General features: G+C 62.0%; 25 protein-coding genes and 1 pseudogene. 16 read left to right on the top strand and 10 right to left on the bottom strand.

The features are described from left to right. Nucleotides 1-182: 182 nt before the first annotated feature. Together ACHIRB_RS18615 and ACHIRB_RS18610 are read right to left on the bottom strand one after the other, a co-directional pair. Entirely contained in the window at nt 183-734 is a 552-nt protein-coding gene (locus tag ACHIRB_RS18615; RefSeq protein WP_395125391.1) for a hypothetical protein, read from the bottom strand. 93 nt (nt 735-827) lie between these two features. Next, nucleotides 828-1,298 (bottom strand): nitroreductase family deazaflavin-dependent oxidoreductase, encoded by a 471-nt coding sequence (locus tag ACHIRB_RS18610; RefSeq protein ID WP_395125392.1) that lies wholly within the window; start codon nt 1,296-1,298, stop codon nt 828-830. A gap of 148 nt (nt 1,299-1,446) precedes the next feature. On the opposite strand from ACHIRB_RS18610, the gene ACHIRB_RS18605 reads away from it, so the two are divergent. From ACHIRB_RS18605 to ACHIRB_RS18565, 9 genes are all read left to right on the top strand, one after another. After that, nucleotides 1,447-2,070, top strand: a complete 624-nt coding sequence (locus tag ACHIRB_RS18605; RefSeq protein ID WP_395125393.1) for a DJ-1/PfpI family protein — start codon at nt 1,447-1,449, stop codon at nt 2,068-2,070. Next, a complete protein-coding gene (locus ACHIRB_RS18600; RefSeq protein ID WP_395115723.1) occupies nt 2,067-2,540 on the top strand; it encodes a MarR family winged helix-turn-helix transcriptional regulator in 474 nt (157 codons plus the stop codon). The genes ACHIRB_RS18605 and ACHIRB_RS18600 overlap by 4 nt, the downstream gene beginning before the upstream one ends. A gap of 51 nt (nt 2,541-2,591) precedes the next feature. After that, a complete protein-coding gene (locus tag ACHIRB_RS18595; RefSeq protein WP_395115724.1) occupies nt 2,592-3,764 on the top strand; it encodes an ROK family transcriptional regulator in 1,173 nt (390 codons plus the stop codon). A 220-nt stretch (nt 3,765-3,984) separates the two neighbouring features. Continuing rightward, entirely contained in the window at nt 3,985-5,454 is a 1,470-nt protein-coding gene (locus tag ACHIRB_RS18590) for a sugar porter family MFS transporter (RefSeq protein WP_395115725.1), read from the top strand. A gap of 26 nt (nt 5,455-5,480) precedes the next feature. Continuing rightward, nucleotides 5,481-6,482 carry a carbohydrate kinase family protein gene (locus tag ACHIRB_RS18585; protein ID WP_395125394.1) on the top strand — a complete coding sequence of 334 codons (1,002 nt, stop codon included), beginning with the start codon at nt 5,481-5,483 and terminating at the stop codon, nt 6,480-6,482. Nucleotides 6,483-6,515: 33 nt separating this feature from the next. Further along, a complete protein-coding gene (locus ACHIRB_RS18580) occupies nt 6,516-8,885 on the top strand; it encodes a glycoside hydrolase family 65 protein (RefSeq protein WP_395115727.1) in 2,370 nt (789 codons plus the stop codon). Further along, nucleotides 8,882-9,607, top strand: a complete 726-nt coding sequence (locus ACHIRB_RS18575) for an HAD family hydrolase (protein WP_395125395.1) — start codon at nt 8,882-8,884, stop codon at nt 9,605-9,607. The genes ACHIRB_RS18580 and ACHIRB_RS18575 overlap by 4 nt, the downstream gene beginning before the upstream one ends. Nucleotides 9,608-9,711: 104 nt before the next feature. Then, nucleotides 9,712-11,025, top strand: coding sequence for a DoxX family protein (locus ACHIRB_RS18570; protein WP_395125396.1), 1,314 nt, complete (start codon nt 9,712-9,714; stop codon nt 11,023-11,025). A 28-nt stretch (nt 11,026-11,053) separates the two neighbouring features. After that, on the top strand, nt 11,054-12,082 hold the full coding sequence (locus ACHIRB_RS18565; RefSeq protein WP_395125397.1) for a TIGR03617 family F420-dependent LLM class oxidoreductase: 1,029 nt from the start codon (nt 11,054-11,056) through the stop codon (nt 12,080-12,082). On the opposite strand, the gene ACHIRB_RS18560 is transcribed toward ACHIRB_RS18565, so the two are convergent. Further along, nucleotides 12,042-12,752 carry a DUF998 domain-containing protein gene (locus tag ACHIRB_RS18560; protein ID WP_395115731.1) on the bottom strand — a complete coding sequence of 237 codons (711 nt, stop codon included), beginning with the start codon at nt 12,750-12,752 and terminating at the stop codon, nt 12,042-12,044. The genes ACHIRB_RS18565 and ACHIRB_RS18560 overlap by 41 nt on opposite strands. Nucleotides 12,753-12,872: 120 nt before the next feature. Between ACHIRB_RS18560 and ACHIRB_RS18555 the strand changes: the two genes are divergently transcribed. Beyond that, entirely contained in the window at nt 12,873-13,538 is a 666-nt protein-coding gene (locus tag ACHIRB_RS18555) for an Abi-alpha family protein (RefSeq protein ID WP_395125398.1), read from the top strand. A 12-nt stretch (nt 13,539-13,550) separates the two neighbouring features. Beyond that, nucleotides 13,551-14,969, top strand: a complete 1,419-nt coding sequence (locus ACHIRB_RS18550; protein WP_395115733.1) for a DUF445 domain-containing protein — start codon at nt 13,551-13,553, stop codon at nt 14,967-14,969. 72 nt (nt 14,970-15,041) lie between these two features. Here ACHIRB_RS18550 and mbp1 read toward each other — a convergent pair whose 3' ends face one another. Continuing rightward, nucleotides 15,042-15,278 carry a microaggregate-binding protein 1 gene (gene mbp1 / locus ACHIRB_RS18545; RefSeq protein WP_395115734.1) on the bottom strand — a complete coding sequence of 79 codons (237 nt, stop codon included), beginning with the start codon at nt 15,276-15,278 and terminating at the stop codon, nt 15,042-15,044. A gap of 437 nt (nt 15,279-15,715) precedes the next feature. Between mbp1 and ACHIRB_RS18540 the strand changes: the two genes are divergently transcribed. Both ACHIRB_RS18540 and ACHIRB_RS18535 read left to right on the top strand, forming a co-directional pair. Further along, nucleotides 15,716-16,012, top strand: coding sequence for a MerR family transcriptional regulator (locus ACHIRB_RS18540; protein ID WP_395115736.1), 297 nt, complete (start codon nt 15,716-15,718; stop codon nt 16,010-16,012). A gap of 49 nt (nt 16,013-16,061) precedes the next feature. Further along, on the top strand, nt 16,062-18,242 hold the full coding sequence (locus ACHIRB_RS18535) for a bifunctional diguanylate cyclase/phosphodiesterase (RefSeq protein WP_395125400.1): 2,181 nt from the start codon (nt 16,062-16,064) through the stop codon (nt 18,240-18,242). Between the two features lie 10 nt (nt 18,243-18,252). Here the strand turns inward: ACHIRB_RS18535 and ACHIRB_RS18530 are convergent, their stop codons facing one another. Beyond that, nucleotides 18,253-18,546 (bottom strand): hypothetical protein, encoded by a 294-nt coding sequence (locus ACHIRB_RS18530; RefSeq protein WP_395125401.1) that lies wholly within the window; start codon nt 18,544-18,546, stop codon nt 18,253-18,255. A gap of 127 nt (nt 18,547-18,673) precedes the next feature. Here ACHIRB_RS18530 and ACHIRB_RS18525 point away from each other — a divergent pair. Together ACHIRB_RS18525 and ACHIRB_RS18520 are read left to right on the top strand one after the other, a co-directional pair. After that, nucleotides 18,674-20,560 (top strand): annotated as a pseudogene (locus tag ACHIRB_RS18525) (diiron oxygenase); the annotation flags it as partial. Between the two features lie 77 nt (nt 20,561-20,637). Further along, entirely contained in the window at nt 20,638-20,970 is a 333-nt protein-coding gene (locus ACHIRB_RS18520; protein ID WP_395127743.1) for a 2Fe-2S iron-sulfur cluster-binding protein, read from the top strand. Nucleotides 20,971-20,976: 6 nt separating this feature from the next. Here the strand turns inward: ACHIRB_RS18520 and ACHIRB_RS18515 are convergent, their stop codons facing one another. The 4 genes from ACHIRB_RS18515 to ACHIRB_RS18500 form a co-directional block, all read right to left on the bottom strand. Next, nucleotides 20,977-21,741: an enoyl-CoA hydratase gene (locus ACHIRB_RS18515; protein ID WP_395125402.1), complete on the bottom strand. Its 765-nt coding sequence runs from the start codon at nt 21,739-21,741 to the stop codon at nt 20,977-20,979. An 87-nt stretch (nt 21,742-21,828) separates the two neighbouring features. Further along, a complete protein-coding gene (locus ACHIRB_RS18510; protein WP_395115742.1) occupies nt 21,829-23,163 on the bottom strand; it encodes an HNH endonuclease in 1,335 nt (444 codons plus the stop codon). A gap of 64 nt (nt 23,164-23,227) precedes the next feature. Further along, nucleotides 23,228-23,707 carry an SRPBCC family protein gene (locus ACHIRB_RS18505; RefSeq protein WP_395115743.1) on the bottom strand — a complete coding sequence of 160 codons (480 nt, stop codon included), beginning with the start codon at nt 23,705-23,707 and terminating at the stop codon, nt 23,228-23,230. After that, nucleotides 23,704-24,045, bottom strand: a complete 342-nt coding sequence (locus ACHIRB_RS18500) for an ArsR/SmtB family transcription factor (protein WP_395115744.1) — start codon at nt 24,043-24,045, stop codon at nt 23,704-23,706. Before ACHIRB_RS18500 ends, ACHIRB_RS18505 begins: the two co-directional genes overlap by 4 nt. A gap of 162 nt (nt 24,046-24,207) precedes the next feature. On the opposite strand from ACHIRB_RS18500, the gene ACHIRB_RS18495 reads away from it, so the two are divergent. Further along, a complete protein-coding gene (locus ACHIRB_RS18495; RefSeq protein ID WP_395125404.1) occupies nt 24,208-24,990 on the top strand; it encodes a hypothetical protein in 783 nt (260 codons plus the stop codon). Here ACHIRB_RS18495 and ACHIRB_RS18490 read toward each other — a convergent pair. After that, entirely contained in the window at nt 24,981-25,973 is a 993-nt protein-coding gene (locus ACHIRB_RS18490) for an AraC family transcriptional regulator (protein WP_395125405.1), read from the bottom strand. The genes ACHIRB_RS18495 and ACHIRB_RS18490 overlap by 10 nt on opposite strands. Between the last annotated feature and the right edge of the window lie 65 nt (nt 25,974-26,038).

Raw genomic sequence — 26,038 nt, 5'->3', positions numbered from 1 at the left:
TTCTGAAGAATCAGTCCACTTAAGCAGATAAGCAGTACATACATTCGACACTATCGGAAGGGTCCGACACGGTCCGGCAATGTCGGGACAGAAATGTACGAAAGATGAAGCCCAGCAAGCCAATCAGAATTCGCAGGCATCACCTAACCCGGGCCGCAGCAGCAACTCGTCAGCTCCGGATCTCACACGGTCTTAGCGTTGGTTCCTATCGGGTCAGGTGAGGGTTCGGCGTCGCCGCCTTCGTCCCACCGGTCGCAGTACGTACACCAGGGCCGCAGGCGATGGTGAACCCATTCGGAATAGATAGCTGCAAATAGCCAGAGGTCACCAGGGATCGTTCTGACCCGGGAACGTTCCCAACCCACAATGAGTTCGATGACCGACGGCCCGAGGACCAACGCTGTCACCACTGCGAATCCAGGAATACTGTTCGCGAAGTGCACCAAACGCAGGAGCGGCTTCTGCCGCTCAGCTCGCAGCGGAGCATCGGCGGGCACTTCCTCTATGCACTGCAAGCACATCTGGTTGCGGCGACGATGGCTCGATGCGATGAACCAGAACGTGAGCAAAACCAGAGTGACGAGGGTGTTCAGCCACACAAGTCGGTCGAACCATGTCGCCGCCCTGACAACGACCGCCACGGCCAAGACGAACACAAGCGCGTGCGCAAATTTTGTCAGGGCTCTAAGTGACGCCGAATCGTCGCCGCTGAAGGCTGTATCGATCGACGGCATTGGTTCACTCTTTCTGCGCCGCCGGACTTTCCGGACGCCGGAGAACAGAAGTTACGCATACCCACCGACAAGTTTCTCGAGAGAAGCAGGCTCCTACCTACAGATCACCACGGGAATTTCCCGGTCGGTCCAGGCTTGGTAGTTGTCGAAGTCTGCGTACATCGCGACGAGCCGCGGCCACAGCCGGGCCCGCTCTTCCGCGTCAGCCACCGTCGCCGTCCTGCGCGTCACCTGCGATCGAACTTGCACGGTGACAGCCGGGTTGCTCTTGATGTTCCAGAACCACGCCGGATTCTTCGGGAGCCCGCCCTGCGATGCGACCACGACGATCGAGTCGCCGTCTTCCATGAATATCAGTGGGCTCACTCGCTCGATCCCGGTTTTGCGTCCGGTGGTTGTCAACAGGCACACCGGCAGACCTCGCGGGAAGGCGCTGCCGATCCGCCACTTCCCGCCGAGGCGCCCGCCGGTCGCGCGGTACAGCCGCACGTTGACTGCCGACATCGCCTTGATGAACTTGACGGTGAACGCAGAGTCGAGGCCTTTCGGCCGTGCTGTCGGCATGTATTTCGACCTCTCACTGAAACCTGTGGTGGAGCACAGTAAACCCATACCAGTCGTGAGTCCTTTCGGAGGGCCGGACCTCCGAAAGGACTCACGAGGCGCGAAGCGCCCTATTGACAGCACACTGTCACTATGACAGTCTTATGTCATGAGCATCCAGAGCAACGAAACAGTCCACTTGGCCATTTACAACACACTTGCCGACTGGGAGACCGGACACGCCATCGCGCACATCAATCAAGCTGCGTGGCAACGCGAACCCGGCCGCTACTCGGTGAAAACGGTCGGACTCGACCTCGAACCGATCACGACGATCGGCGGCGTTCGTATGATTCCCGACATGACCATCGCCGACCTCGACCCAGCAGACAGCGCGATGCTGATCCTGCCTGGAGCGAGCACATGGGAGGACGGGTCGCTGGCCCCATTCGCGGCAAAGGCACAGGAATTTCTCGCAAACGACAAGCCGGTAGCAGCGATCTGCGGTGCGACCTACGGGCTCGCAACCGCTGGCGTACTCGACACCCGACTCCACACCAGCAACGTCGACTTCTATCTGGCTGCAAGCGGTTACGGTGGCGCGCACAACTATCGCGACGAATCCGCAGTGACCGACCGCAATCTCATCACCGCCGGTGCCACCAACCAAATCGAGTTCGCACGCGACATCCTCGGTCGCCTCGACGTCTACACGCCCGAGGTTCTCGACGCGTGGTACCGCCTCTACGCCCACTCGGACGCAAGCGCTTTCGCGGTGTTGGCCGCAGCGTGAGCGAGCGAAGCCACGCCGAACTGTTCGCGGGTAGCGCGCTGACCACGTTCCGGTTGAACGGCCAATTCCTCTCGGTAGCAGAGGAATTGGCCCGACCAGCCGGACTGACGGCAGCGTGGTGGCAGGTACTCGGGGCGATCATCGACCAACCGCTGACGGTTGCGGGCATTGCACGGGACATGGGAATCACTCGACAGAGCGTGCAGCGCATTGCAGATCTGATGGCAGACAAAGGGTTTGCGGAGTATCTGCCGAACCCCGCGCACCGACGAGCGAAGCTACTGCGATTGACCGACCACGGTCGGGCGGCGCTGCACCGCATCACCCCCGATCATTCCGCCTTTGCCGACCGACTCGCCGCAGAGTTGGGGACCGACGGATTGCGTGACGCGCTCGATGCACTGACGAAGCTGTCCACGGCGCTGGACGCACTCGGCTCGACAGTGACGGACGTTTCCCAGCACAAGTGACATGCTTGCAGGACAGACACGACCAGAGATCCCACCGAGAAAGGTGCCGCAGTGGAAGAGGTCGACGAATCTTTCGGGCCCGGTTCCCAGGCGGCGCTCCGCGATGCCAACCAGCAACGAGTCGCACGCGTACTGCAGTCCTCCGGTGAACTGACGCAGGCCGAGATTGCCCGCAGCACCGGCCTCGCACCTGCAACGGTGTCGAACATCATTCGCGATATGACCAACGACGGCGTTGTCGTCGTGTCCGAACTTCGCGGTCGTCGCCGAGTCGTCAGACTGGCACCCTCGGTCGGGCTTGTCGTCGGAATCGACTTCGGACACCGCCATGTGACCGTCGCTGTGTCGGACATGGCACACGAGATTCGAGCCGAACATCGCGCCGAACTCGGTGTCGAGACCTCGGCCGCCGGCGGAATTGCCAGAGCCGCAAGCCTTCTGCAGACCGCCCTAAACGACCTCGACGCCGACATGTCGGCCGTCGTTGGCATCGGAATGGGGTTGCCTGCGCCGATCGACGGGCATTCGGGCGAGGTCGGCGCGCCGTCGATCCTGCCCGGCTGGGTCGGCATGGATGCGGCAGCGATGATGTCCGAACGGTTCGGCATGCGCGTGGCCGTCGACAACGACGCGAATCTCGGCGTGCTCGCGGAGCACATGTGGGGCGCCGGAGTCGGGGTCGACAACATGGCCTATCTGAAATTGTCCGACGGCGTCGGCGCCGGCCTTGTGCTCAACGGCAAACTGTTTCGCGGCCGAGACGGAACCGCAGGCGAAATCGGCCACACGACGATGGACGAATTCGGAGCGGTGTGCCGCTGCGGCAACCGCGGCTGCCTGGAGACGATCGTCGCCTCCGGCGCGGTTCTCGAGCTGCTCGAACCCCGCCGCGGACGCGGACTCACCATTCCCGACGTCGTGCAGATGGCCCGCGACGGCGACAAAGCCTGCGAACGGATTCTCACCGATACAGGTCGACACGTCGGCGTCGCCGTCGCGAACCTGTGCAACATCTTCAACCCCGAACTCATTCTCGTCGGTGGCGAACTCGCGATCGCAGGCGAACTTCTGATGGCGCCGATGCGAGAAGTAGTGCGCCGCTGCGGAATTCCAAGCGCGACGGCGAATCTGCAGATTTTGCCCGCCGCCCTCGGCGCACGCGCACCGGTCCTCGGTGCCGTCGCGCTGGCACTGCAGGCCGCGCAAATCCCTCTCAACAGCTGAGCGGATGTTCATGAAATGAACACCGGAGACAATTTTTAGCAATTTTCCGTTCACCTCTTGCACATCCGGCAGTCCTCGGATTGAATGTGTTGCAGATCACAACGCGGTCACTTTCACGATCCGCGAACAAGCACACAACACAGTCGCGCTGCGCTGACCCGCGCCCGCGCGGCATCTGAGCCTGCGCCGGGGCCGCCCGGACATGTGGAAGGGAACCAGCATGAGCGAGCATGGATCGTTCACCAACGAGCCGTCGTTGTTCGACGACGGCGAGGAGACGCAGTCGGGCAGAAGCGTCGTCAGGATCGCCGGTGTCGCCGCCCTCGGCGGCCTGCTGTTCGGCTATGACAGCGCCGTCATCAACGGCGCCGTATCGGCAATCGAGGACAAGTTCGAGGTCGGTTCGACAACCCTGGGCTTCGCAGTCGCCTCGGTCCTGCTCGGTGCAGCCACCGGAGCAATGACGGCAGGCAAGTTCGCCGACAAGTTCGGCAGGCTCTACATGATGAAGGTCGCGGCAATCCTGTTCTTCGTCAGCGCATTCGGCGCCGGACTTGCCGTCAATCTGGAGATGTTCGTCTTCTTTCGAATCGTCGGCGGCTTCGGTGTCGGCGTCGCGTCGGTGATCGCACCCGCCTACATCGCAGAGATCTCACCTGCCCGAATACGCGGCAGGCTCGGCTCCCTACAGCAACTAGCGATCGTCTCCGGCATCTTCATCTCCCTGCTGGTCGACTACCTTCTTGCACACATTGCCGGTGGCTCACGAGAAACACTGTGGCTCGGCCTCGAAGCGTGGCGCTGGATGTTCATAGCCATGGCTGTGCCGTCGATCGCGTACGGGCTGCTAGCGCTGACGATTCCGGAGTCTCCGCGTTACCTCGTCGCCAGCCACCGGATCCCTGAGGCACGCAAAGTCCTCGCACTGCTGCTCGGCGAAAAGAACCTCGAGATCACCATCGATCGGATCAAACGCACGCTCTCGCAAGAGAAGCCACCGTCATGGCGCGATCTCCGCACTCCCGCAGGCGGTTTGATTCCGATCGTCTGGGTCGGGCTCGCGCTCTCGGTGTTCCAGCAGGCCGTCGGCATCAATGTGATCTTCTACTACTCCAACGTGCTCTGGGAGGCCGTCGGGTTCGACGAGAGCAGCTCGTTCATCATCACGGTCATCACCTCGGTCGTGAACATCGCGACCACCCTCATCGCGATCGCCCTCGTCGACAAGGTCGGCCGAAAGCCACTGCTACTCGTCGGCTCCGCCGGTATGGCCGTGACCTTGGCAACGATGGCCGTCATCTTCGGGACCACGCCGATCGGAGACGACGGTGTACCGCACCTATCTGGTGTAACCGGCCCGATCGCGCTGATCGCTGCCAACCTCTTCGTCGTCGCATTCGGAATGTCGTGGGGCCCTGTCGTATGGGTGCTGCTCGGCGAGATGTTCCCCAACCGTATTCGCGCAGCGGCACTTTCGTTCGCGGCGGGCGGTCAGTGGGTTGCCAACTGGATCATCACCGTCACCTTCCCGTCGCTGAAGGATCTTTCGCTCGGACTCGCCTACGGGATGTACGCGACCTTCGCGATCCTCTCGTTGCTCTTCGTCATGAAGTGGGTCCGCGAAACCAAGGGCGTCACCCTCGAAGACATGCAGGGCGAGCTTCCCGGTCAGACCAAATCCGTCTCCTAGCACCAGCTTCGAATCGAGGAGTTCCAATGTCCGACAATCGCACCGTCGCCGTGCTCGGGCCCATCCCGCGCGACCGCATCATCACCCACCGCGGCGAGACCTTCGAGAAGTACGGCTGCGTGATCTACACCGTCGCAGCGCTGTCCGCCCTGATGGGACCCGACGACCGAATCTGCCCGGTCGTGCACGTTCGCAAAGAGGACGCCGGCCCCATAACCGAACTGCTTTCCGCATTTCCCAACGTCGACACCTCCGGCATCAGATCCCGCCACGACCACGGCGACGTCGTCGAACTGAACTACGTCGACCAGAACGTCCGAATCGAGCGCCAAGTTGGATTTATGGACCCGATCCTGCCCGAGGATGTCGAATTCGTCTTGGACGCGGACGCATTCGTCTGCGTGCCCATCACGGACTACGAGGTCGGGCAGTCGACGTTGGCCTACATCAAGGCCCACAGTGACGGACTTGTGTTGCTCGACGGGCACGGACCGACCAATGCGCTCACCAGCGAGGGCCAGCGCTTTCACCGAATGTGGGTCGACCGCGACGCGTGGCTGCCGAACGTCGACATCCTCAAGATGAATCTGGAAGAAGCGGCCTGCAGCTGGTTCCCACCCACGGCCGGACCCGACGGACCGACCTTCGGCGCCACTCCGTCCCGCGCCGACCTGACCGAGTTCGCGTCGCACTGCCTCGGCAAAGGCGTCAAGGCCGTTGCCGTGACCCTCGACGAAGAAGGATGTGTCGTCTACTTCCTCGACGAGAACGGCAGTCTGCGTGAAGAAGTCGTCGGCCGAGTTCCGGTCGAGCATGTCGTCGACACAACCGGGTGCGGCGACTCATTCGCTGCCGGAATGGCATTCGGCTACCTCGAACACCGCGACTTCGTTGCCGCCTGCAGGTACGGAAATGCCATGGGCGCGCAGCGCTGTGCCGGCTCCGACCTCGCGATCTACCGGTCGTTGATCGACACCCGTCACCAGATGCAGTCCGCCTATGGCGAATTCGCCGTCGGTGCCGTCTGATCTCCACTTGCTGACATAGAGAGTGACAAAGCAATGCTGCGTAGCACACTCAGCACCGACGAATGGCTACTGACCGAGTCGGGTTTCGATATTGCCAAAGCGAACTACTACGAGACGGTCTTCACAGTCGGCAACGGTCTGCTCGGCACCCGCGGATCGTTGGAGGAGGGGCATCTCGGCGAACTCTCCGGCACCTATCTCAACGGTGTCTTCGACAGCCACGACTCCCCCGTCATCGACCTCGTCAACGCTCCCGATTGGCTATCGGTTGCGGTTAGCGTCGACGGCGTCCGGCTCGACGTGCAGTCCTGCACCGTCGTGAGTCATCACCGAGCACTGGATACGCGTCACGGGATCCTCTGGCGTGAAACCGTTTTCGAAGACGATGAGGGTCGTCGGACACGGTTGGAGACCCTTCGGTTCGCGAGTATGGCCGACCGCAGGCTCTGTGGTTTACGGGTGCAGATCACGCCGGAGAACCACACCTCGGAGGTCACCGTCGACAGCGCTATCGACGGGCGGAGGCGAAATCTCGAACGCCTGCCGGTGTACCCGGAAGGCACGACGTTCGAACCCGAGATCAGGTGGGAAAAGTGGGCTCGCACCAAACATCTCGTCGAGGTAGGCGCAGCCTCCGAACTCGATGCGATCTATCTCGAAATGCGTACGGTCGACAGCGGAATCCACATCGGTTACGCAGCGACAACGCAGGCATCGAAGACCGCGACCAGGCAATCCACCGATCGCAGCTTCGAGCGCATCTCGCGCACCGGCACCTACGACGTCGGACTCGGTGAGTCGCTCCGAATCGACAAGCTCGTCACGATTGCGACCTCTCGCGATATCGATGCCGATTCGACACCGTTGCGGGACAGCTGCTTCGACGCGCTCTGGGCACGACGAGCGGAAGGCTTCGACGCCTGTGTCGTGGCCAGCTCACAAGTCTGGGACCGGCGCTGGACCGACAGCGATTGCGAGATCATCGGCGACGCGGACGCCACCCAGGCGATGCGATTCAACATCTATCACCTGCTGATCGCGGCGAACGGTGACGACAACACGGTGAGTATCGGCGCCAAATCGCTGTCGGGCGAAGGCTATCGAGGTCACGTTTTCTGGGACACCGAAATCTTGATGATGCCGTTCTTCACCTATACACAACCGGAAACCGCGCGCGCGTTGTTGCACTACCGGCACCACACACTCGACGGGGCTCGGGAACTGTCGCGCAGCAACGGAACCCGAGGAGCGCGATACGCCTGGGAGTCTGCCGACACCGGGCGCGAGGAATGTCCCCAGTGGACCCAGGACGGCGCCAACCGATTCTGGACGAGGGAAGAGGAACTACACGTTTCTGCCGACGTCGCCTACGCGATCACGACCTACGTTGCGGCGACGAACGATACGGCGTTGCTCCTCGAGTTCGGGGCCGAGATAGTCTTCGAGACCGCAAGGTTCTGGGCGGATCGGGTCGAGCCCGCCGGCGAGCGCTACGTGCTGAAGACGGTCATCGGCCCGGACGAGTTCCACTCCCACGTCGACAACAATGCTTTCACCAATCGGATGGTCAAATGGCATCTGGGGCAGGCGAACACGATCTGGAGCTGGCTGAAGACCGAGCATCCTGATCGATTCGCCGAGATCACGGAGGCGATCGCACTCACGCCCACCGAAGTGGCACGGTGGCACGACATCTCGGAGTGGATCGTCGACGCGGTTGTCTCACCGGACGGAATCATCGAGCAGTTCGACGGCTACTTCGAGCGCGACGAGATTCCGATCGCCGAATGGGATCGCAACGACATGCCCCGGTACCCCGCGGGATACAACCATTTCAATTGCGAGACAACAAAACTTCTCAAGCAACCCGATGTCGTCATGTTGATGTACCTACTACCCGACGAGTTCGACGCTGAAGCCAAGCGATCGAATTTCGAGTACTACGAATCCCGCACGCTGCACAAATCGTCACTTAGCCCTGCCATCCACGCGATCATGGGGATCGAGGTCGGCGATTTCACCCGGGCGCTGAAGTACTTCACACGATCCGCGTTCGTCGATCTGCACGACAATCAGGGCAACACACACGAAGGTATGCACGCCGCATCCACCGGCGGCACCTGGCAGACGCTGGTGTGCGGATTCGGTGGCTTCCGAGTGCTCAACGGGCACATGTCGTTCACTCCATGGCTCCCGGAGCATTGGGAGGAGATCCGCTTCCGACTGCAGTGGCGCGGCTCGACGGTACGGGTTGCGGTTCGCCACAACGAGATCGAGCTCGGTCTCGATGCCGCGAGCGGTACCACCGAACCGATCATGGTGTGCGGTCGGGAATACACGCTCTCGTCGCAACGGGATTCGGTCATCGCCTATTCTCGTGCCGAGGTCGGAATAGCGATATGAGGGTGTCGGACTCCGTCGCGGTCCTGTTCGACCTCGACGGAGTACTGACCGACACGGCCGCCGTACATGAGCGAGCCTGGGCGCGCGTGTTCACCGATTTCTTCGCGAGCCAACCAGCCGAACGCGACACAGCGCCGTACACCGACGCCGACTACTTCACCTACATCGACGGCAAACCGAGGTTGGAAGGTGTTCGGGCGGTGCTCGATTCGCGCTCGATTGTGCTGCCGGAGGGCGAGGCCAACGATTCTACCGACGCTGCAACGGTGTACGGACTTGGCAATCGCAAGAATGCACTGTTCCTCCAGTTGTTGGAAACCGAAGGTGTGCAGGCATTTCCAGGCTCCACCGCGTTGGTCGACCGCTTGACCGAACGTGGTCTGCCGATCGCCGTTGTCTCCAGTTCGCGCAACGCGAATGCCGTGCTTGTCGCTGCCGATCTGGCGTCGAAGTTCAGCACGGTCGTCGACGGCGAACTCGCCGCAACAATTGGACTCGCAGGCAAACCTGCGCCCGATACGTTTCTGCACGCCGCCGCCGAACTCGGCGCCGAACCGCATCGCACGATCGTCATCGAAGACGCGTCCTCCGGTGTCCGCGCCGCCCACGCCGGTGGCTTCTGGGTCGTAGGCGTCGATCGCGGGTCGGGACATAGCGCGCTCCTCGACGACGGTGCCGACATCGTGATCACCGATCTGGCGGAGCTTCTCGAGCAGTGCTGAGACGTACCGCTGCTGCTCGTGCTGGCACGTACGTCGAAAGAGGTAGAGACAAATAGGGGTCATCCCGGAGGCGAATCACTGCACCGCTCCGATACCTTCGGCCCATGACGAATGGCCCCCGAACGACGACCGAGTGGAACCCCCTGAGCCGCATAGTCTTCCGGTTCGTCGTCGCCTACTTCGGACTGTTCTGCCTGCTGTTCGCGCAGATCACCTTCGTGTTCACCGGACTCGCGGGAAAGTGGTTGCCCGACGGTGCGATCATGTGGCAGATGCGGACCGTCACCCCGCTCACCGACTGGCTCGGTGGCAAGGTGTTCGGCGTCGACGCTGTGCTGCACGAGGATTCGGGTAGCGGCGACCAAGCATCGATCTGGTTGCTGATCTTCGGTCTACTACTGGCTGCCGCGGTGATCACCATCGTCTGGTCGGTACTCGACAGGCGTCGCCGACAGTACGTCACCTTCGGCAGTTGGTTTCTCGCCGCAATGCGCCTGTGCCTCGGTGGCCAGATGCTCTGGTACGGAATATTCAAACTCATTCCCACCCAGATGCCGTCGCCTGCACTGACGACATTGCTGACCGACTACGGCGACTTCACCCCGATGATGGTGCTGTGGAATCAGGTCGGCTCGTCGCATCACTACGAGATGGCTCTTGGTGCGGCGGAAGTGGTCGGTGGACTACTTCTCTTCCTCCCCCGAACCGCCACTGGCGGTGCCCTGTTGAGCATGATCTGCATGGCTCAGGCGTTTCTCCTCAACATGACCTTCGATGTGCCCGTGAAGATTCTGTCTCTCCACCTGCTGTTGCTGTCGCTGGTCGTACTGGCACCGCAGGCGCGACGCCTCGCGAACGTGCTTGTGCTGGAGAAGGATTCCGAGCCGGCGACCCAGCCGGCCCTGTTCGCTACCCCGCGTCGCAACCGAATCTCGGCCACATTGCAGGTGGCCCTTGGCATCTGGATTCTGCTCGGTGCTGTCCAGATCGCCTGGCAGGGCTGGCGCGAATGGGGCGACGGTGCGCCGAAGCCGGAGCTGTACGGAATCTGGACCGTCACGGAATTCACGAGGGACGGGCTACCGGTACCGCCATTGACGACCGACCCGATCCGTTGGCAACGGCTCGTCGTCGACACCAACGACACCTCGTACCAACTGATGGACGACACGTTCGTACCCACCGTGGCCACCGTCGATACCAACGCCGACACGATCACGCTCACCGAACCCGCCTCGACTCCGGACGCAGAACCGACCGAGATCGCAACCTTCACCTTCGTTCGGCCGACACCCGAGGAAATGACGTTGACCGGGCAACTGAACGGCCGCGCCGTCATGGTCGTCCTGCAAGAATTCGACATCGACTCGTTCCCGCAACGCAGTCGCGGTTTCAACTGGGTGCAGGAATACGCTTAGCGCACATCGAGGTCCACGGGAGGCATGCGTGAAGATCGATACGACGTCGACCGGTGGACTCCATACGATCGCGCAGGACGCCATCGCGGCCGAACAGGCCGGCTACGCCGGTCTGTGGACCTTCGAGGGTGCCCACGATCCGTTCCTACCTCTGCTGCTCGCAGCAGAACATACCGAGAACATCGAGATCGGCACCTCGATAGCTGTCGCCTTCGCACGAAATCCACTGCTGCTGGCGACAATCGGTTGGGATCTGCAATCGTTTTCTCGAGGGCGGTTCGTGCTCGGCCTCGGCACCCAGATTCGCGCTCACGTGACTCGCCGCTATTCGATGCCGTGGAGTCAACCCGCGGAACGGATGCGCGACATGGTGTCAGCCGTTCGAGCGATCTGGGCCTCGTGGACGGACGGGAGCCGCCTCGATCACAACGGTCCGTTCTATCAGCACACGCTGATGCCACCGCTGTTCATGCCGAATCCGACCGAGGTCGACGGCTTCGGTCCGCCGCCGATCTATCTGTCTGCGGTCGGACCGCGAATGACGCGGGTTGCAGGCGAAGTTGCCGACGGCTTGATGTCGCATCCATTCTGCAGTCCGCAGTTTCTGCGTGAGGCTACCGTTCCGGAGTTGGCTGCCGGTGCCGATGCTGCGGGAAAGTCGCTGAGCGACATCGTCGTTCACCATTCGGTGATGCTGGCGATCGGCGAGAACGAAGAACGAATCGCGGCAGCACGCTCCGCGATCCGCAAGCAGATGGCGTTCTACGGTTCGACGCAGGCGTATTGGCCGATTCTCGCGCTGCACGACCGCCAGGAGTTGGGGCCACGGCTTCGAGATTTGTCCAAGAAGGGCGAGTGGGACCGGATGACGGACCTGATCGACGACGAGTTTCTCGACGCTGTCGCCGTGACCGTCCGTAGTCCCGCGGAGGCGGCTGACGAACTGCGACGTCGCTTCGACGGCATCGTCGATCGTCTGGGATTCAATACCCCCTATGCGGCGGATCCGATATTGCTCACCGGACTGTTGCGCGCATTGGGCGGAAGCGGCGACTGATCATCGTTGCCAGAACCGCCACCCCGGTCACGGCCATAAACGCCGGCAGCGGGTACAACACCAACCGTTCACTGATACCGATCCGTACTGCCGAACCGAGAAACAGCACGGCCCCGACGACGCCGCTCAGTGCACACGTCGCAGACCACACGGCAACGATTCGCCGCTGCTTCCACAACCACACCGCAAGCAAGATCAGCACGATGTGCCGTGACACGAACCCAGGTACGACGGCAAGCATGTGTAGAACGAAGTTGTCGTTCGACGGCATGAGTCCGGTCGCAGCTGTACTCAGTCCGACGAGAACCGCGAGCGACAGGATCCACCGGCGCTGGTAGCCGTTCGTGAGGGTTTCTCGAAACAGCACAGCACCAACGATTGTGAGCAAACCGAGCACGACGAACGTTGTATTCATCACCAGGTGGCGCGGGGAACAGATGTCGACTGTGCACGCGGTGACACCGAGGTCGCTGATCGTGTCGTGTTGGAAGCTGTACGGTGTGCTCCAGGCCAAAGCGGTCACGATCTCGGCTGCGATGTAGACGAACGCCAGACTCCACGCGACTGCGGCCGCGGCATGTCGGACACCGCGGGACTGCAAAACCAGGTCGACGCGGACCATGCCCGCAAGGACGTCCTGAGCGATACGAATGCGACGCGGGTCTGACATAGGCCTCGCTCCGTCGCGTTATGTGTCCTACTTCACTACCAACGACGCTACGCTCCGACATGCGTTACTCGAGATCGGAGCCTCATGAGCGAGCCGAGTGGTCAACAAGGATCCACGGACGTGCGCGTCCTGCTGTCGAAACTGCTCGACGCGGTGAGCATCGGCCCTCGAGATGCGGTCAAGGCCGCCGTCGCATTGACCAGGGATCTCGAAACAGCTGACGACCTTCGAAAACGAGGGAACAAGCTCATCCGCGATTCGCACAATCCCGAATCGCAGCCCCGTCGTTTGCATCCCGCGTTCTCCAGAATCATGGACGATCTGACTCCCGACGAGGCACGCATTCTGCGATTTCTCGCGGTTGCGGGTCCGCAACCGGTCGTCGACGTACGAACGAAGACGTTGTTTCAGCTCGGCTCGGAGCAACTCGCGGAAGGCGTCAGCATGATCGCGGAAATGGCGAGCTGCCGCTGGCCGGACCGCGACTACCACTACTTCGCGAACCTCCATCGACTCGGTTTGCTGCGCTTCTCGAAGGAGCCGGTCGACGACGTTCGCAGGTACGCATTGATCGAAGTGCAGCCTCGGGCCCTCGACGCGATGGCACGCGCAAAGAAGTCGATCACCATCTACCGCAGTATCCGCCTGTCCGTCTTCGGCGCGCAGTTCTGCGAGACGTGTTTCGACACAACCGGATACCACGCCGGCGGGTGGGACTCCGACGAGCGAGGCGACAAGATCATCGGCCCAGGTCCACCGGATCCGTCCAAGAAGCACCACCACTGACCGGGGGACGTCATGGAAACTCTTGCGGCCGGAATGTTCATCGACTGGGAGCAATTGACAGGCCAGTCGAAGTTCGTCGTCGACATGGTCAGCGTCCCGATCTTCAGCGCGCTTGCCGGCCTGATAACCAACTGGACCGGCGTGATCATGCTGTTCGCGCCTGTCCGTTTCACAGGCTTCTACGTACCCGGCCTGAAATCCCTCTTTCCGTTCCTCCCCCGCAAACTGCAGATACTTCCGACGTTCGCGCCGAACGGAGTACTCGGCTTCCAAGGATTCATTCCGTGTCGAGCCGAGAAGATGGCCAGTCTGATCGTCGACAAGTCGATCGCACGTATCGGCAGCATCGGGGATTTCTACGACCAGCTTGGCCCGGACAGCCTGGCCGATCGGCTTGCACGATCGGCGAGACCCGAGATCCGACGACTGACCGAGGAGGTCATCGAGAAGGAGCATCCGAATCTGTGGCGGTCACTGCCCGATGCAGTCAAGGAGACGGTCCTGCAAACCGTCGACGACGAACTTCCGGATATCTCCAGACGCGCGTTCGAGAAGATCGGCGACAATATCGACGAACTGCTCAACGTGAAGCTGATGACGGTCAACTACCTCCGCAAGAAGCCGGAAGTGTTGCGCGACATCATCAAAGGCATGGCGGTTCCCGAGCTGCGATTTATGGTGAAGATCGGAGCACTCGGCTTTCCGATGGGCATCCTGTTGGCTCTGTGGTTGTCGTTCGTGCACTACAGCAGCGATCACGTCATCGACCATGCCGGACCCGGCGCTGTCACCATCGATCTACCCGGACCGATCAGCGACATCGTGCATTTCGTCCCAGCTTGGCTCTGGGTTGTCGGAGGTGCGGCGCTGATCGGGATCTTCGTCAACATCATCGCTATCAAGGTTGTCTTCGAACCCGGCGAGCCGCAGCCGAGGTACAAGTACCTGTGGAAACAGGGGCTGTTCGCGCAGCGGCAGCATGAGGCGGCGGCCGAGCTGTCGCAGATGTTGTCCGCCGAAGTGTTGACCGTCGCCAACTTCGCGAACGAACTTCTCAACGGCGCGGGTGGTGACAAAACGGTCGAATTCATCGAGGAAGCGGTCTCCGAAGAGGCTAGGCGGATTCTCGGCCCGCTGATGACGATCGCTGAAAACTCCTTCGGTGTCGTCGATGTCGAAGCGCTCGAACACGACGCTGGTTCCGCTGCAGTTGCGTTCGCACCGACCCTCTTCTACGACCCGGACTTCAATCGTGAGCAAGCCGAGAAGATCGACGCCTTCGCTACCGAGAAGTTCCGCGAACTACCACCCGAGGAATTCGGCGAAATGCTGTATTCCGCCATCGAGCAGGACGCGTGGCTGCTCTACGCACACGGAGGCCTGCTCGGCTTGGTCGTCGGTGCGCTGCATATCTTGATCTTCGGGGCCTGAACCCACACGGAACGTCGGCACACGAAAGAGCCGGACTTCTTTCGAAGTCCGGCTCGACCGTTGTGCAAGCTGCTACTGAGCTGCGCGCTGACGCTCTTCGTCTGCCTTGGCCGCGGCACGGGCCTTCTCGGCCTCTGCTTCCTTGAGCGCAACCTCGCGCTGGTTCTCAGCCTTGTCCTGCTGAGCTGCGCCTTCTTCCTGGAGGCTGTCGTTGCCGACGACGCTGCCAACTGCTTCCTTGGCCTTGCCCTTCACGTCTTCGACAATGCCCTTGACGCCTTCGGCGGGTCCACTGTTTTCGTCAGCCATGTCGCTCCTTCATATCGTTGGGTTCGTGCTGGAGAAGTAGTACCCACGCAGCCTGCGGTCGTAAACGTAGCCGGAACAGACTTTCTTCGGATTCTGCAGAATCCTTTGCCTTGCAGCGCTTTACGCGTACCCGCCGCCCTTGCCGTGAGCAGGTCGTTTGACCTCGCGCCCAACTGGGTACGCCTGATCCGATCGAGTGAAGGGTCGGTTTCATGGCAGACGAACGCACATCCGCGAAGGCCACTCCGGAGCGGAAGAAGGACAGGGACGACCACACCGATCCACCGGGCCCGGTCGACCATGGTGGCCGCGGCGGTATGGCAACGCGGGAGCAGGATTCGAACGAGCCAGAGAGATAATCTGCTTCGACTGCCACAGATCTGCCAGCACCTGAGCTAGACTTGGCGACTACCCGTCAGCCAGGAAGGTGAGGCGCGATGCGCGAACCCGACCACTCATCCGGGCCGCCCGCTGCTGGTCACGCTGTGTACGGAATCTCGGTCGCTGCCGAACTTTCCGGTGCCGCAGTTCAGTCCCTGCGCTTGTTCGAACGCCACGGCTTGGTCACCCCCGCACGCAGCGAAGGAGGCACCCGCCGGTACAGCAGCAACGACATCGACCGCATTCGACGCATCACCGACCTGATGAAGTCCGGCATCAATCTCGCGGGGATCGACCGAATCCTGGAGCTCGAAGACGACAACGCCGAGCTTCGCGAAGCAAACGGCCGCTGATACATTCCGATCCATCGATCGAAGTCCTCGTCGAACCGGGGAGGATGCGGTGCACAAGGAAACAGAGACCGTCGAGCTGCTGCGCTCGGTCTTCGACAAATCACCCGATTCGATTGTCCTGACGGATTCGGCAGGTCGGGTTCTCTACATCAACCCGGCAGGGACGGCGTTGGCAGGATTGCCACAATCGCCGGCGGGCTCGAGCCTTTCGATGCGAGAACTGTTCGGCGGCAGCGAGTACGACGATCTAGCGCAGGTAGTGGTCCAGTCCGGGCAGTGGTGCGGACCCGGCCACATCCAACATGGTCCTACCGGGCAGCAGATCCCCGTCCAAATTTCAGCGTTTGCCATCGAGGGCACCGACGACAAACCGATCACGGCCCTGATCGTCCGCGACTACCGCGAAGTCGAGTACGAACAGAGGCGGGCCGCCGTCGACGCACTGGAATATCGAGCAGCGGAACAACAGGCTGTCGCGGAACTGAGCAAGCTCGCTCTCGACGGAAAGCTCGGCGAACTACTCGAGGCGGCCACCGCAGCCGCGTCGACATTGATGGGCGTCAACCGATCCATGATCACGCGGATCTCACCCTCCGATGCCGACTTGCTCACCGTCGAAGCCTTCGCGGGCAAGCCACCCCGGCCACCGCACCTTCCCGCGGGCACGTGGTCCCTGATGGGTTACTCGCTGCTCACCAACGAGGTCGTGATCTGCGAGGACCGCGACTACGAGACGCGCTTCTCCACGGTCGCCATGGCGTCCTACGGTTTTCGGAGTGGCGTATGCGTGCCCATCCCGGCCGGTGCTCACGCGTGGGGTGCACTGTCGGTGCACAGCGTGAAGAACCGCGTCTACACCGATCGCGACATCGCGTTTCTGCAGACCGTCACCGGCATTCTTTCGGCAGCGATTCGACGTCTCGATCTCGATAGACAACTGCACGAGCGCAGCATGCGAGATGCGCTGACAGGGCTACCCAACCGTGCACACGCCTACGAATGCATAGACGCCTCCCTTGCGCGGGCAAACAGTGCCGGGACGACGATGGCCGTGCTGCTGATCGACATCGACGACTTCAAGATCATCAACGACAGCTTGGGCCACGATGCAGGCGATCTCGCTCTGATCCGGTTCGCCGAACGACTTGTCGCGACCACTCGTCCGGACGACACGGTCGCAAGACTCGGCGGCGACGAATTTCTGGTCGTCTGCGACGGAATCGTCGGGGCCGACGATGTAGCGGTGATCGCGCGCACCCTGACCGACGCGATCGGCCGCGCCCACGTGTTCGACAAGGATCCCGCACCCCTGAGCGCAAGCATCGGAGTCGCGATCTCGGACCGCACGACAACACGACAAGAGCTGATCCGCCGTGCCGATCTCGCCATGTATCGAGCCAAGGAGACCGGCCTCGGGGGCCACGCCGTCTTCGACCAAAGCGACGTCTACGACGCCGAACGAACTCGCGCACTGTCCGTGGACCTGCGAACCGGCCTGAGTCGGGGAAATCTGACTCTCGTCTATCAACCCTTGGTCGACCTGACCACAGGTGCCATCGACGCCATGGAAGCGCTTGCGCGATGGGAGCATCCGACCCTCGGTGCGATCGGCCCGTCCGAATTCATCGCTATCGCAGAGCGAACCGGACTCGTCGGCGAACTCGGCGAGTGGGCATTGCAGACAGCATGCGAGCAAGCCGCGTCATGGCGCGAATTCACCGACGTCGGCATCCGCGTCAACGTCAGCGCACTGCAGTTGCGTGACCCGGCTTTCGTCTCGCAAGTCGCAGAGATCTTGGCTCGGACCGGCCTCGACCCAGCTTCGTTGGGGCTGGAGATCACCGAGACGGTCTGGGTCTCCGACACCGCTCGGGTGGCAGGGACGTTGTCCACACTGCATGAAATGGGCGTGAAGATCGTTCTCGACGACCTCGGCAGCGGTCACAGCTCCATCAACTATTTGCGCCGCTACCCGGTTTTCGACTGTTTCAAAATCGACAAATCCTTCATCTCCGACCTACCTGGCACTCGTCCCGAAGCGATGGTGTCGGCCATGGTGATGCTGGCTCGGGCATTCGACGTCACGTGTGTCGGCGAGGGAGTAGAGACGGCCGCACAACTCGACGCACTGCGCAGGTGCGGTTGCGATGTCGCTCAGGGGTTCCTGCTCGGCCTGCCGATAGCAGCGGACAAAGCTATGTCGCTACTCATGGCCGGCGTATCGCACTAGTCGACGCGAATCAGACGCTCGGCGGCTCGCCGAGATGGTTCGGCCACGGCCGCTTGCCTTCGCGAACCTCCACGTACTTGATCGGCTGATCCGGCTTCAAGTCGACGAGACCGGACTTGCGCACCCAGATCGACGGAATCCACGTGCCCATGTCGTTGCGGGCGATGACGGCGGGAGCCGGCGCGTACCAGCCGCGTTCCAACGCAAAATTCTCCAGGTCCGCGATCGTATCGGACTCGAGAACCGGCCTCAGGTCGCTGAGCATGTAATGCTTAACCGATTGCCAGAGACCGTATTTCGCCATCGGTCGATTCTAGGTGCGCCCAACACCTGAACCGGGATTCGCAACACCACTGCCTCGTGCCGATGCCGATGTTAGGCTCCGTGATCTAGGTCACAGCGGTGTTTTTGACGGTGCATTTGGAGGCGACATGACCGGCGCAGTCGACGAACGTTTCGAGGCATCCGAGAAGATCTCGAGCCGGCTGATCAAATCCTCGCTCAAGCAGTCCTACGATCCTTGGTCCGACATCGATTGGGACGCTCCACTTGTCGGAGACGCACCGTTTATGCCGCTGCATCGCTCGACTCTGTACGGCACAGACATCTGGGAGACCCTGTCCCCCACCCAGCGAGTCGAGTTGACGCGTCACGAATTCGGCAGCGTGATGAGCACAGGCATCTGGTTCGAGATGATCCTCATGCAGTTGGTGCTTCGCAGCGCCTACGACATGGATCCGCGCACAGCACACATGCAGTGGGCGCTTACCGAGGTTGCCGACGAATGCCACCACTCGATCATGTTCGGAAAAGTCCTCGCGCGCACCGGCATTCCGCCGCACCGGCACTCGAAAGTACTCAACGAACTCGGCCGCGTGTTCAAGGCGATCACCTGGGGACCCAGCTCGTACGCTGCGATTCTGGTAGCTGAGGAGATACTCGACGAAGCTCAGCGAGAGATGTTGTCCGACGAGACGATCGAGCCGCTGATCAAGCGTATCAACCAGATTCACGTCACCGAAGAAGCGCGGCACATTCGATTCGCGCGTGAACAGATCTCCGACATGATGAAGCAGGGACTGGACCCCGCCGAGTTGCTGATTCAGCAAACCCTCTGCGCTGTAGTCGGATTCGCCATCGTCGAAGCTCTGATCAGTCCCGGGGTGTACGGCGCGATCGGCCTCGACCCCGGTAAGGCTTACAAGACGGCCCGCGAAAACCCGAACATGCATCGAACCCGTGCCGACTGGGGTAAGAACGTGGTCGAGTTCTTGAGCGAGAACAACCTGATCGGTGGACCCGCCGCGGGCCTTTGGCGCGCGAGCCATTTGATCAACGACGCCGACGTCGAGCGCGGGTTGATAGGTCGTGGCGTCGACACCGGAACCGCAGCAGCGTTTGATGCAGCGACGAAGATCCTGACCATTCCTGGGCTTGGCAAGTTGAGCCGCGGCACCCTCGCGGGCGCGGGATCGGGTCCGGGTAAACAACCGAAACCGCGTGAGGAGTCGGGGCCCTCCAACGGAACATCGTTGTCGCTGCCGGACATGGTGACCAATTCGGCTCCCGTCCAGGCGATTCGGCGCGCCACCGGGTTTCTACCGTGGGGCCTCATCGGGGATCCACTCGCACCGTCGGAGCGGCCGCGCCTACGACCGGAGAGTTCGAAGAGCGTCCACCGACTCACCGTCTGCGACGTGACTCGGCTGACTCCCGACAGTGTCGCCGTCACGTTCGACGTTGCGCCCGAACTCGCCGAGACCTATCGCTACAAGCAAGGGCAGTACCTGACTGTCGAAGCCGTCATCGACGGCGAAAAAGTCCGGCGGAGTTACTCGATATGTGCGCCGGTGTCGGCGCAAACCTTGCGAGTCGGCGTCAAGCAGACACCCAACGGCGTCTTCTCGACCTACGTCGTCGAGAAGTTGAAAGTCGGCGACGAGGTCGACGTGGTCCCACCCGCCGGTCGATTCCATACCGAACTGGACGCAGCCAACGCGTTGCACTACGTGGGTGTCGCCGGCGGCAGCGGCATCACCCCGATTCTGTCGATCATGGCCAGCGTCCTCGAGGAAGAGCCCGACAGCAGATTCACGTTGCTGTACGCCAACAAGGACCGAAGTTCGGTGATGTTCTTCGACGAAATCGCCGCACTGGACCGGCAATACGGGGATCGGCTCACGGTGCTGCACGTGCTCGAAAAGGGCGGCAGAAGCGGTGCGGGGTTTGCCAGCGGATTCATCGACGCGGCCCGACTCGCCGAACTCGAACTGGAGGACGCCGCCCACTGGTTCCTGTGCGGACCGGCTCCGATGACCGAAGCGGTTCGCGATGCCCTTCTTGCCAAGGACGTGTCGCGCAAGGCAATTCATTTTGAACTGTTCAACACGATCGCATCCACGGCCACCGTCACCGCGACACCCGCGCCGACCGATGCCACCAGCGTTGCGGCGCGCAGCTGCGATTCGACTTCGAAGGTGCAGACGAAACAATCCAGCTCACCGACAACGAACTACTGCTCGACGCGGCACTGCGCACCGGACAGGACATTCCGTGGTCGTGCAGGGAAGCGGTGTGTGGAATGTGCAGGGCCAAGGTGTGCGATGGCCAGGCAACACCGATGGCAGCGAACTTCATCCTCTCCGACGACGAAGTTGCCGACGGGTTCGTGCTGACCTGCCAAACGCGCGCCGCGAGCGAGAAGGTTCGCCTCGACTTCGACGCGTGATAGCCGTCAGGCTTTGCCGAAGTTGTCGAGGTAGCTCCCGAATTCGTCGCTCCCGACCGAAGATGCCTGCGCCCAGGATTCGAAATCGACCGACGTAGCAAGATCCGACGTGGTCGCGATCTGCACCGACCGTTTGATGTTCGCGTTGAGCTCGGGACTCCGGGCAGCGAACCTAGTGGCGAGTTCACGCGCTTTCGCCTCCGGCTCGTCGGCGAGAAGGTTCGCCAGACCGAGACGAATTGCATTGTCCGCCTTGATGATGTCGCCGGACAGCAAAGCAGCGGTAGCCTGCGCAGGACCCATCCTCTCGGTGAGCATAAACGAGCAGCCGCCGCCTGGATGCAGCCCGATTTCCGCGAACGTAGGTCCGAACGCAGCGCGAGGCCCGGCAACCACGATGTCGCAGGCGAGTGCGATGTTCATCCCGGCGCCCACCGCTGCGCCCTGCACTGCCGCGATGGTCGGGATCGTCAGGTCTCGGATACCGAGAAACGATCCGTAGACGCCTTTGAGATGGCGTCGCAGTTCGTGCACCGGCCTCGTTATGTCGCCGAACATGCCACCGAGATCGGCTCCAGCGCAGAACGATTTGCCCGCACCGGCGACGATCAGCGCGCGCGCATCACCATCAGCTCGCACCGTCTCGATCGCTGCTGCCAGTTCGCGAAGCAGGTCGGCGTCGAGTGCATTGCGGCGCTCCGGCGCGTTGAGCCGGATGGTCCGGACTGCACCTTCGCGCTCGAGCAGGACGAGATCTTCGGTCCGAGTCATGTGGCTCAGCCTAGAGAAGGCCGCCGACTGCATAGGTGTTCAGGTGTCACCGTGCGGAATTGCCTGCACAACTATGCACTCGACGGACTATGCGGCAATGACGATTTCGATAAGGCGTTGTTCGGCCGTGGGAAACCCGATGTCGCGTCCACGCAGAGGCATTGGTAGTGCTGGTGCGGTCGAGCGGTATTGATGCCCGGTCGGGGTGGTGATCCGGTAACTGTGCAACTCACCCGGCTTCCGTGTGTCGGGCGTTGTCGTCCAGCCGTCGGCTTCTTTGGCGTAGTTGCACGCTTCGCACAGTCCGGCACTGTTGTCGAACGTCGTGTCCCCGCCGTTGGCGACCGATCTGACGTGATCCCCGTGCCGGATCGGTGCACCACACCACGGGGTCCGGCAGATCTTGTCCCGGAACTTCGTCATCCGCAGTATCCCGGTCGGGAAGTCTCGGGATTTCGATTCCATCGCCGTCAACGCCCCGGTCTCGGGGTTGGCGTAGAGGCGGCGTAGTTCGTTTTTGGCGTCGTCGTCGTGCAGCCACCGGATGACCAGATCCGTCGGAACGGGTCCGTAGCCCTCGACCTCGGCCGGTTCACACCTGCCACCGAGCAACGCCTCGTCGGACAGGACGACGTTGACGGTGACCGGAACCGCCGTCGCGGTGGACAGTCCGGTGACCCGTTCGACGAGCAGGTCGGCCATGATCTGACTTTTGGTTCGTTCGTCGCCTGCGCCGAGGATCGCGGCACTGTCCCGCATCAGTGTTGCGTGCACACAGACCGCTTGTTTGACCGGCAGCAACGCCGACAGATACGCCATCGTGTCCGGTGCAGGTCGGGAGGTGACGCGACGGTCGCCGATGGCTTTGCTGGCGCGGCGGACCAGTGCTTCGGCATCGATCCTGGCCACCGCCGAGCGAGAGGACGCCGAGACTTGGCTGTCGCTTTTCCCGTCCAATGTTGCCGGATCACTGCATAATTCGCGGTCGACAAGCCCGCGATCTTCGCGGGAGAGGCCGAAGGTGTCACGCACGATCATGGTGGCTCGCCATTCCGAGAGATCCCCGCACGCGAGACGGGCCAGGGTGTGCGGCATCTCGTCGACCAACACCCGCGCGAAACCGAGGTGACGTCCCCCTTTGTTGGCTGAATCGTGGCGGGCCAACCCGATTTCGGACGCGACGCCGGTGTCCCACTGCGATTTCGGTAGTCCTTTCGCGGCGCGTTCGGCGCGACGCGAGGTGTGCAGATCGGCCGTCGCAACCGCCTGCGTTGCCGCACTTGCCGACTTCACCACTTCGAGTGCGGTGATGACGTCGGCCCTCGTGGTGTCGGTCAGGTCGCGTCGGATCGCCACGATCTCTTTGGCCATCTCCGAGAGTCTGGCAGTGATTTGTTTTTCGATTTCCCCGGTATCGAACATGCGTTCTATTCTACTCCCTGAGCGGCAATCCGCAAGGGGCACAGAAGGGTTGGATCAGCCCGACCTACACTCCGATACGCTCGACAACTCCTGCGAGCTGTTCGATGACAGTCCCCCACCCGTCGTAGAAGCCGAGCTCTTCGTGTTGATCGCGATCGACGATGTTGCGGTGCATCGCGTTCGCGACGTACTCGGTACCGAGCGGATGGTCGTGCATCGTGATGACTGCCGTCATAAACGGGTCTTCGGCGGGTCGCCAGCCACCGACGAGCGAGTTGGTGAACACGATCCGTTCGAGATCGTCGATGGCAAGGAAGCAGCCGTTCAGGTGCGGAGCAAAATCGCCGCCGTCTTCGCTGATCAGCGTGCGAAACGAACCTCCAGGCCGCAGGTCCATCTCCGCAACCTTGCAGACCGCAGGCGCCGGAACCCACCACTGCTCGAAGCGAGTTGGGTCGGTCCAGGCCTTCCACACCGCTTCGCGTGGCGCCTTGATGATTCGCGTGATCGTGAGGTCGAGCTCGGGGTGTGCCGATGACGTCATTTCTGTTCTCCCTCTTCGTAATTAGTGACGAACTCTTCGAGTCTGTCCGTGCGGCCCTGCCAGAGCCTTTGCTGTTCGGCGAGCCAGGTCTCGACGACGTCGAACGAGGTCCGTTCGATGACACAGGTCCGCACACGTCCGGTCTTGTGGGTACGGATCCAACCGCTGCCCTCCAGAAGGTGGATGTGCTTCATAAACGACGGCAAAGCCATGTCGAACGGTTTTGCCAGCTCGCTGATGCTCGCGGGGCCCTGGCCGAGGCGACCAAGCACCGCACGCCGTGTTGGATCCGCCAGTGCCTGGAAGACTCCGTCGAGGTTCTGCGAATACTGGGCCATAAGGCAAAGTATCAATGATCAACACTTAGCGCAAGAGCTAAGCATTAACAGTTGTTACGCGCCCTCGTCGGGTCTTTTGTGAACTCGAACTTTGTGATCGCATTACTCGTACCTGGGTAGGAGCAGAGCTACTCCCCCGCCGAACCGATCCGGAGAACGACCATGCGTCACCTGCCGATTCGCATCGCCCTCGCTACCGTCGCAGCAACCGGCCTCGCGGCACTCGCCGGGTGCGGCAGCGACGACCCCCCCACTGCTACAACGACATCCACGTCGGCTGCGGCGTCGCCCTCAGTACCGGCAGACGCACAATCGATCCTCGACTCGATCCCGTCCCCGTTCGCCGACGCGCCACGTCCAGCCGACACCTACCTCGGCAGCGTCGACGGCACGAACGCCTACATTGCGGTCGTCGTGTCCGGCGACAAAGCAGTTGCCTTCGTCTGCGACGGTGCGACCACGTGGGCATGGCCGGCGGGTTCGTTCGACAACTCCCGGCTCGCCCTCGCAGATCCGAACGGCACCACTGTCGACGCCCAACTGGAAGGTTCGACGGTGACAGGCACCGTCAAGATCAATGGCACCGACCATGCCTTCACCGCCGCACCTGCGCAAACGAACGAGGGCGTCTATCGAACAGCGCTCGACGAAAACGGCCAAACTTTCACGGTCGGCTGGATCGTCCGAGAGGAAGGCGGCCGCGGACTCGAGCGATCAGCCACCGGAACCTTCCGCAACGCCGTCAACATCAGTCAGGACGACGGCGCGGATCGACGCCAGGACGAACAGAACGAGCAACGGCGCTGCGAAGAACTCGAACGCGACCTCGCCGACGCACGGGCAACGCTGAGCGCACTCCAAGCCCGGCCCCGCGAAGGTGGAAACATCCAGATGGTCGCACTCGCCCAGCAACGACTCGATCGTTTGATCAACGCTCAGTGCTGACTCACTGCCGGCGTCCGAATTTCATTGGCAGCGCGGCGAACTGCGCCCGGCGAGCTACCGAGGGTCCGCGTGAACGCGCGGCTGAACGACGCTTCGGATAGGTAACCGAGTTCGGCTGCGACCGCTCCGACAGTGGCGTCGCCACGTTCGAGTCGGGAGCGTGCAACGTCCATCCGACACCGTGTCACGTATCGCATTGCGGGCTCACCCACAAGCTCGGTGAACCGGGCGGCAAATGCGGAGCGAGACATAACCGCCTCGCGCGCAAGGGATTCAACCGTCCATTCCTCGCCAGGTGATCGATGTACGGCAGCGATAGCGCGGCCGAGTTGCGGATCCTGTATCGCGCCGAGCCATCCTGTCCGCGCAGCCGGATCCGACGCCAACCAAGACCGAATTGCTTCGATGACAAGAATGTCCGCGAGCCGGGTGGTGACGGCCTCGCCGCCCGGCCGCAGCGACCTGAGTTCGGCGGACATCAGGCGAAGCGCAGCGCCGATAGGTGAATCTCGGTCGTCTGCGGTATCTATGTGGATCACCGGTGGCAGCAGTTCGAGTAGCCGCCCGACAGTGGGCTGATCGAAGCTGACGACTCCGCAGATCAGGGTGGACCTAGCTCCTCCTCCCCCGCAGCGCAGCAGCGAGTAGTGCTCGCTCACCATCTGTTGTGGCAACTCGTCGACGCGGCCCATGAGGGTGGCTCCTGGGTTGCTCCTGAGTAGGTGTCCGCGCCCGTGCGGGACCAGTGCGAGTTCGCCGGCACGCACGTATACCGAAGCCTGCCCTTCGATCTCGAGCCAGCACCCGCCCCTCGTGACGACGTGAAAGCTCATGCAGTTCGCGAACGGTGGCATCACCACCCCCCAAGGTTCGGTGGCTTCCGTTTGCGAATAGAACACCCCGTTCATCCGCACCAGATACAACGCCTCCCCCAACGGGTCGTGCGATAACCATGGCTCCACAGGTGCTGGACGAATAGACATAGATTTCAGACTATTCGCCATAGAGCATCCTGACAACGCCTCCTAGCCTGGACGTATCCGAAGAT

It is taken from the genome of Antrihabitans spumae, assembly GCF_043944905.1.
Taxonomy (GTDB): domain Bacteria; phylum Actinomycetota; class Actinomycetes; order Mycobacteriales; family Mycobacteriaceae; genus Antrihabitans; species Antrihabitans spumae.
The sequence above is the reverse complement of the archived record's forward strand: the minus strand, read 5'-3'. Positions and strand labels throughout refer to the sequence as shown.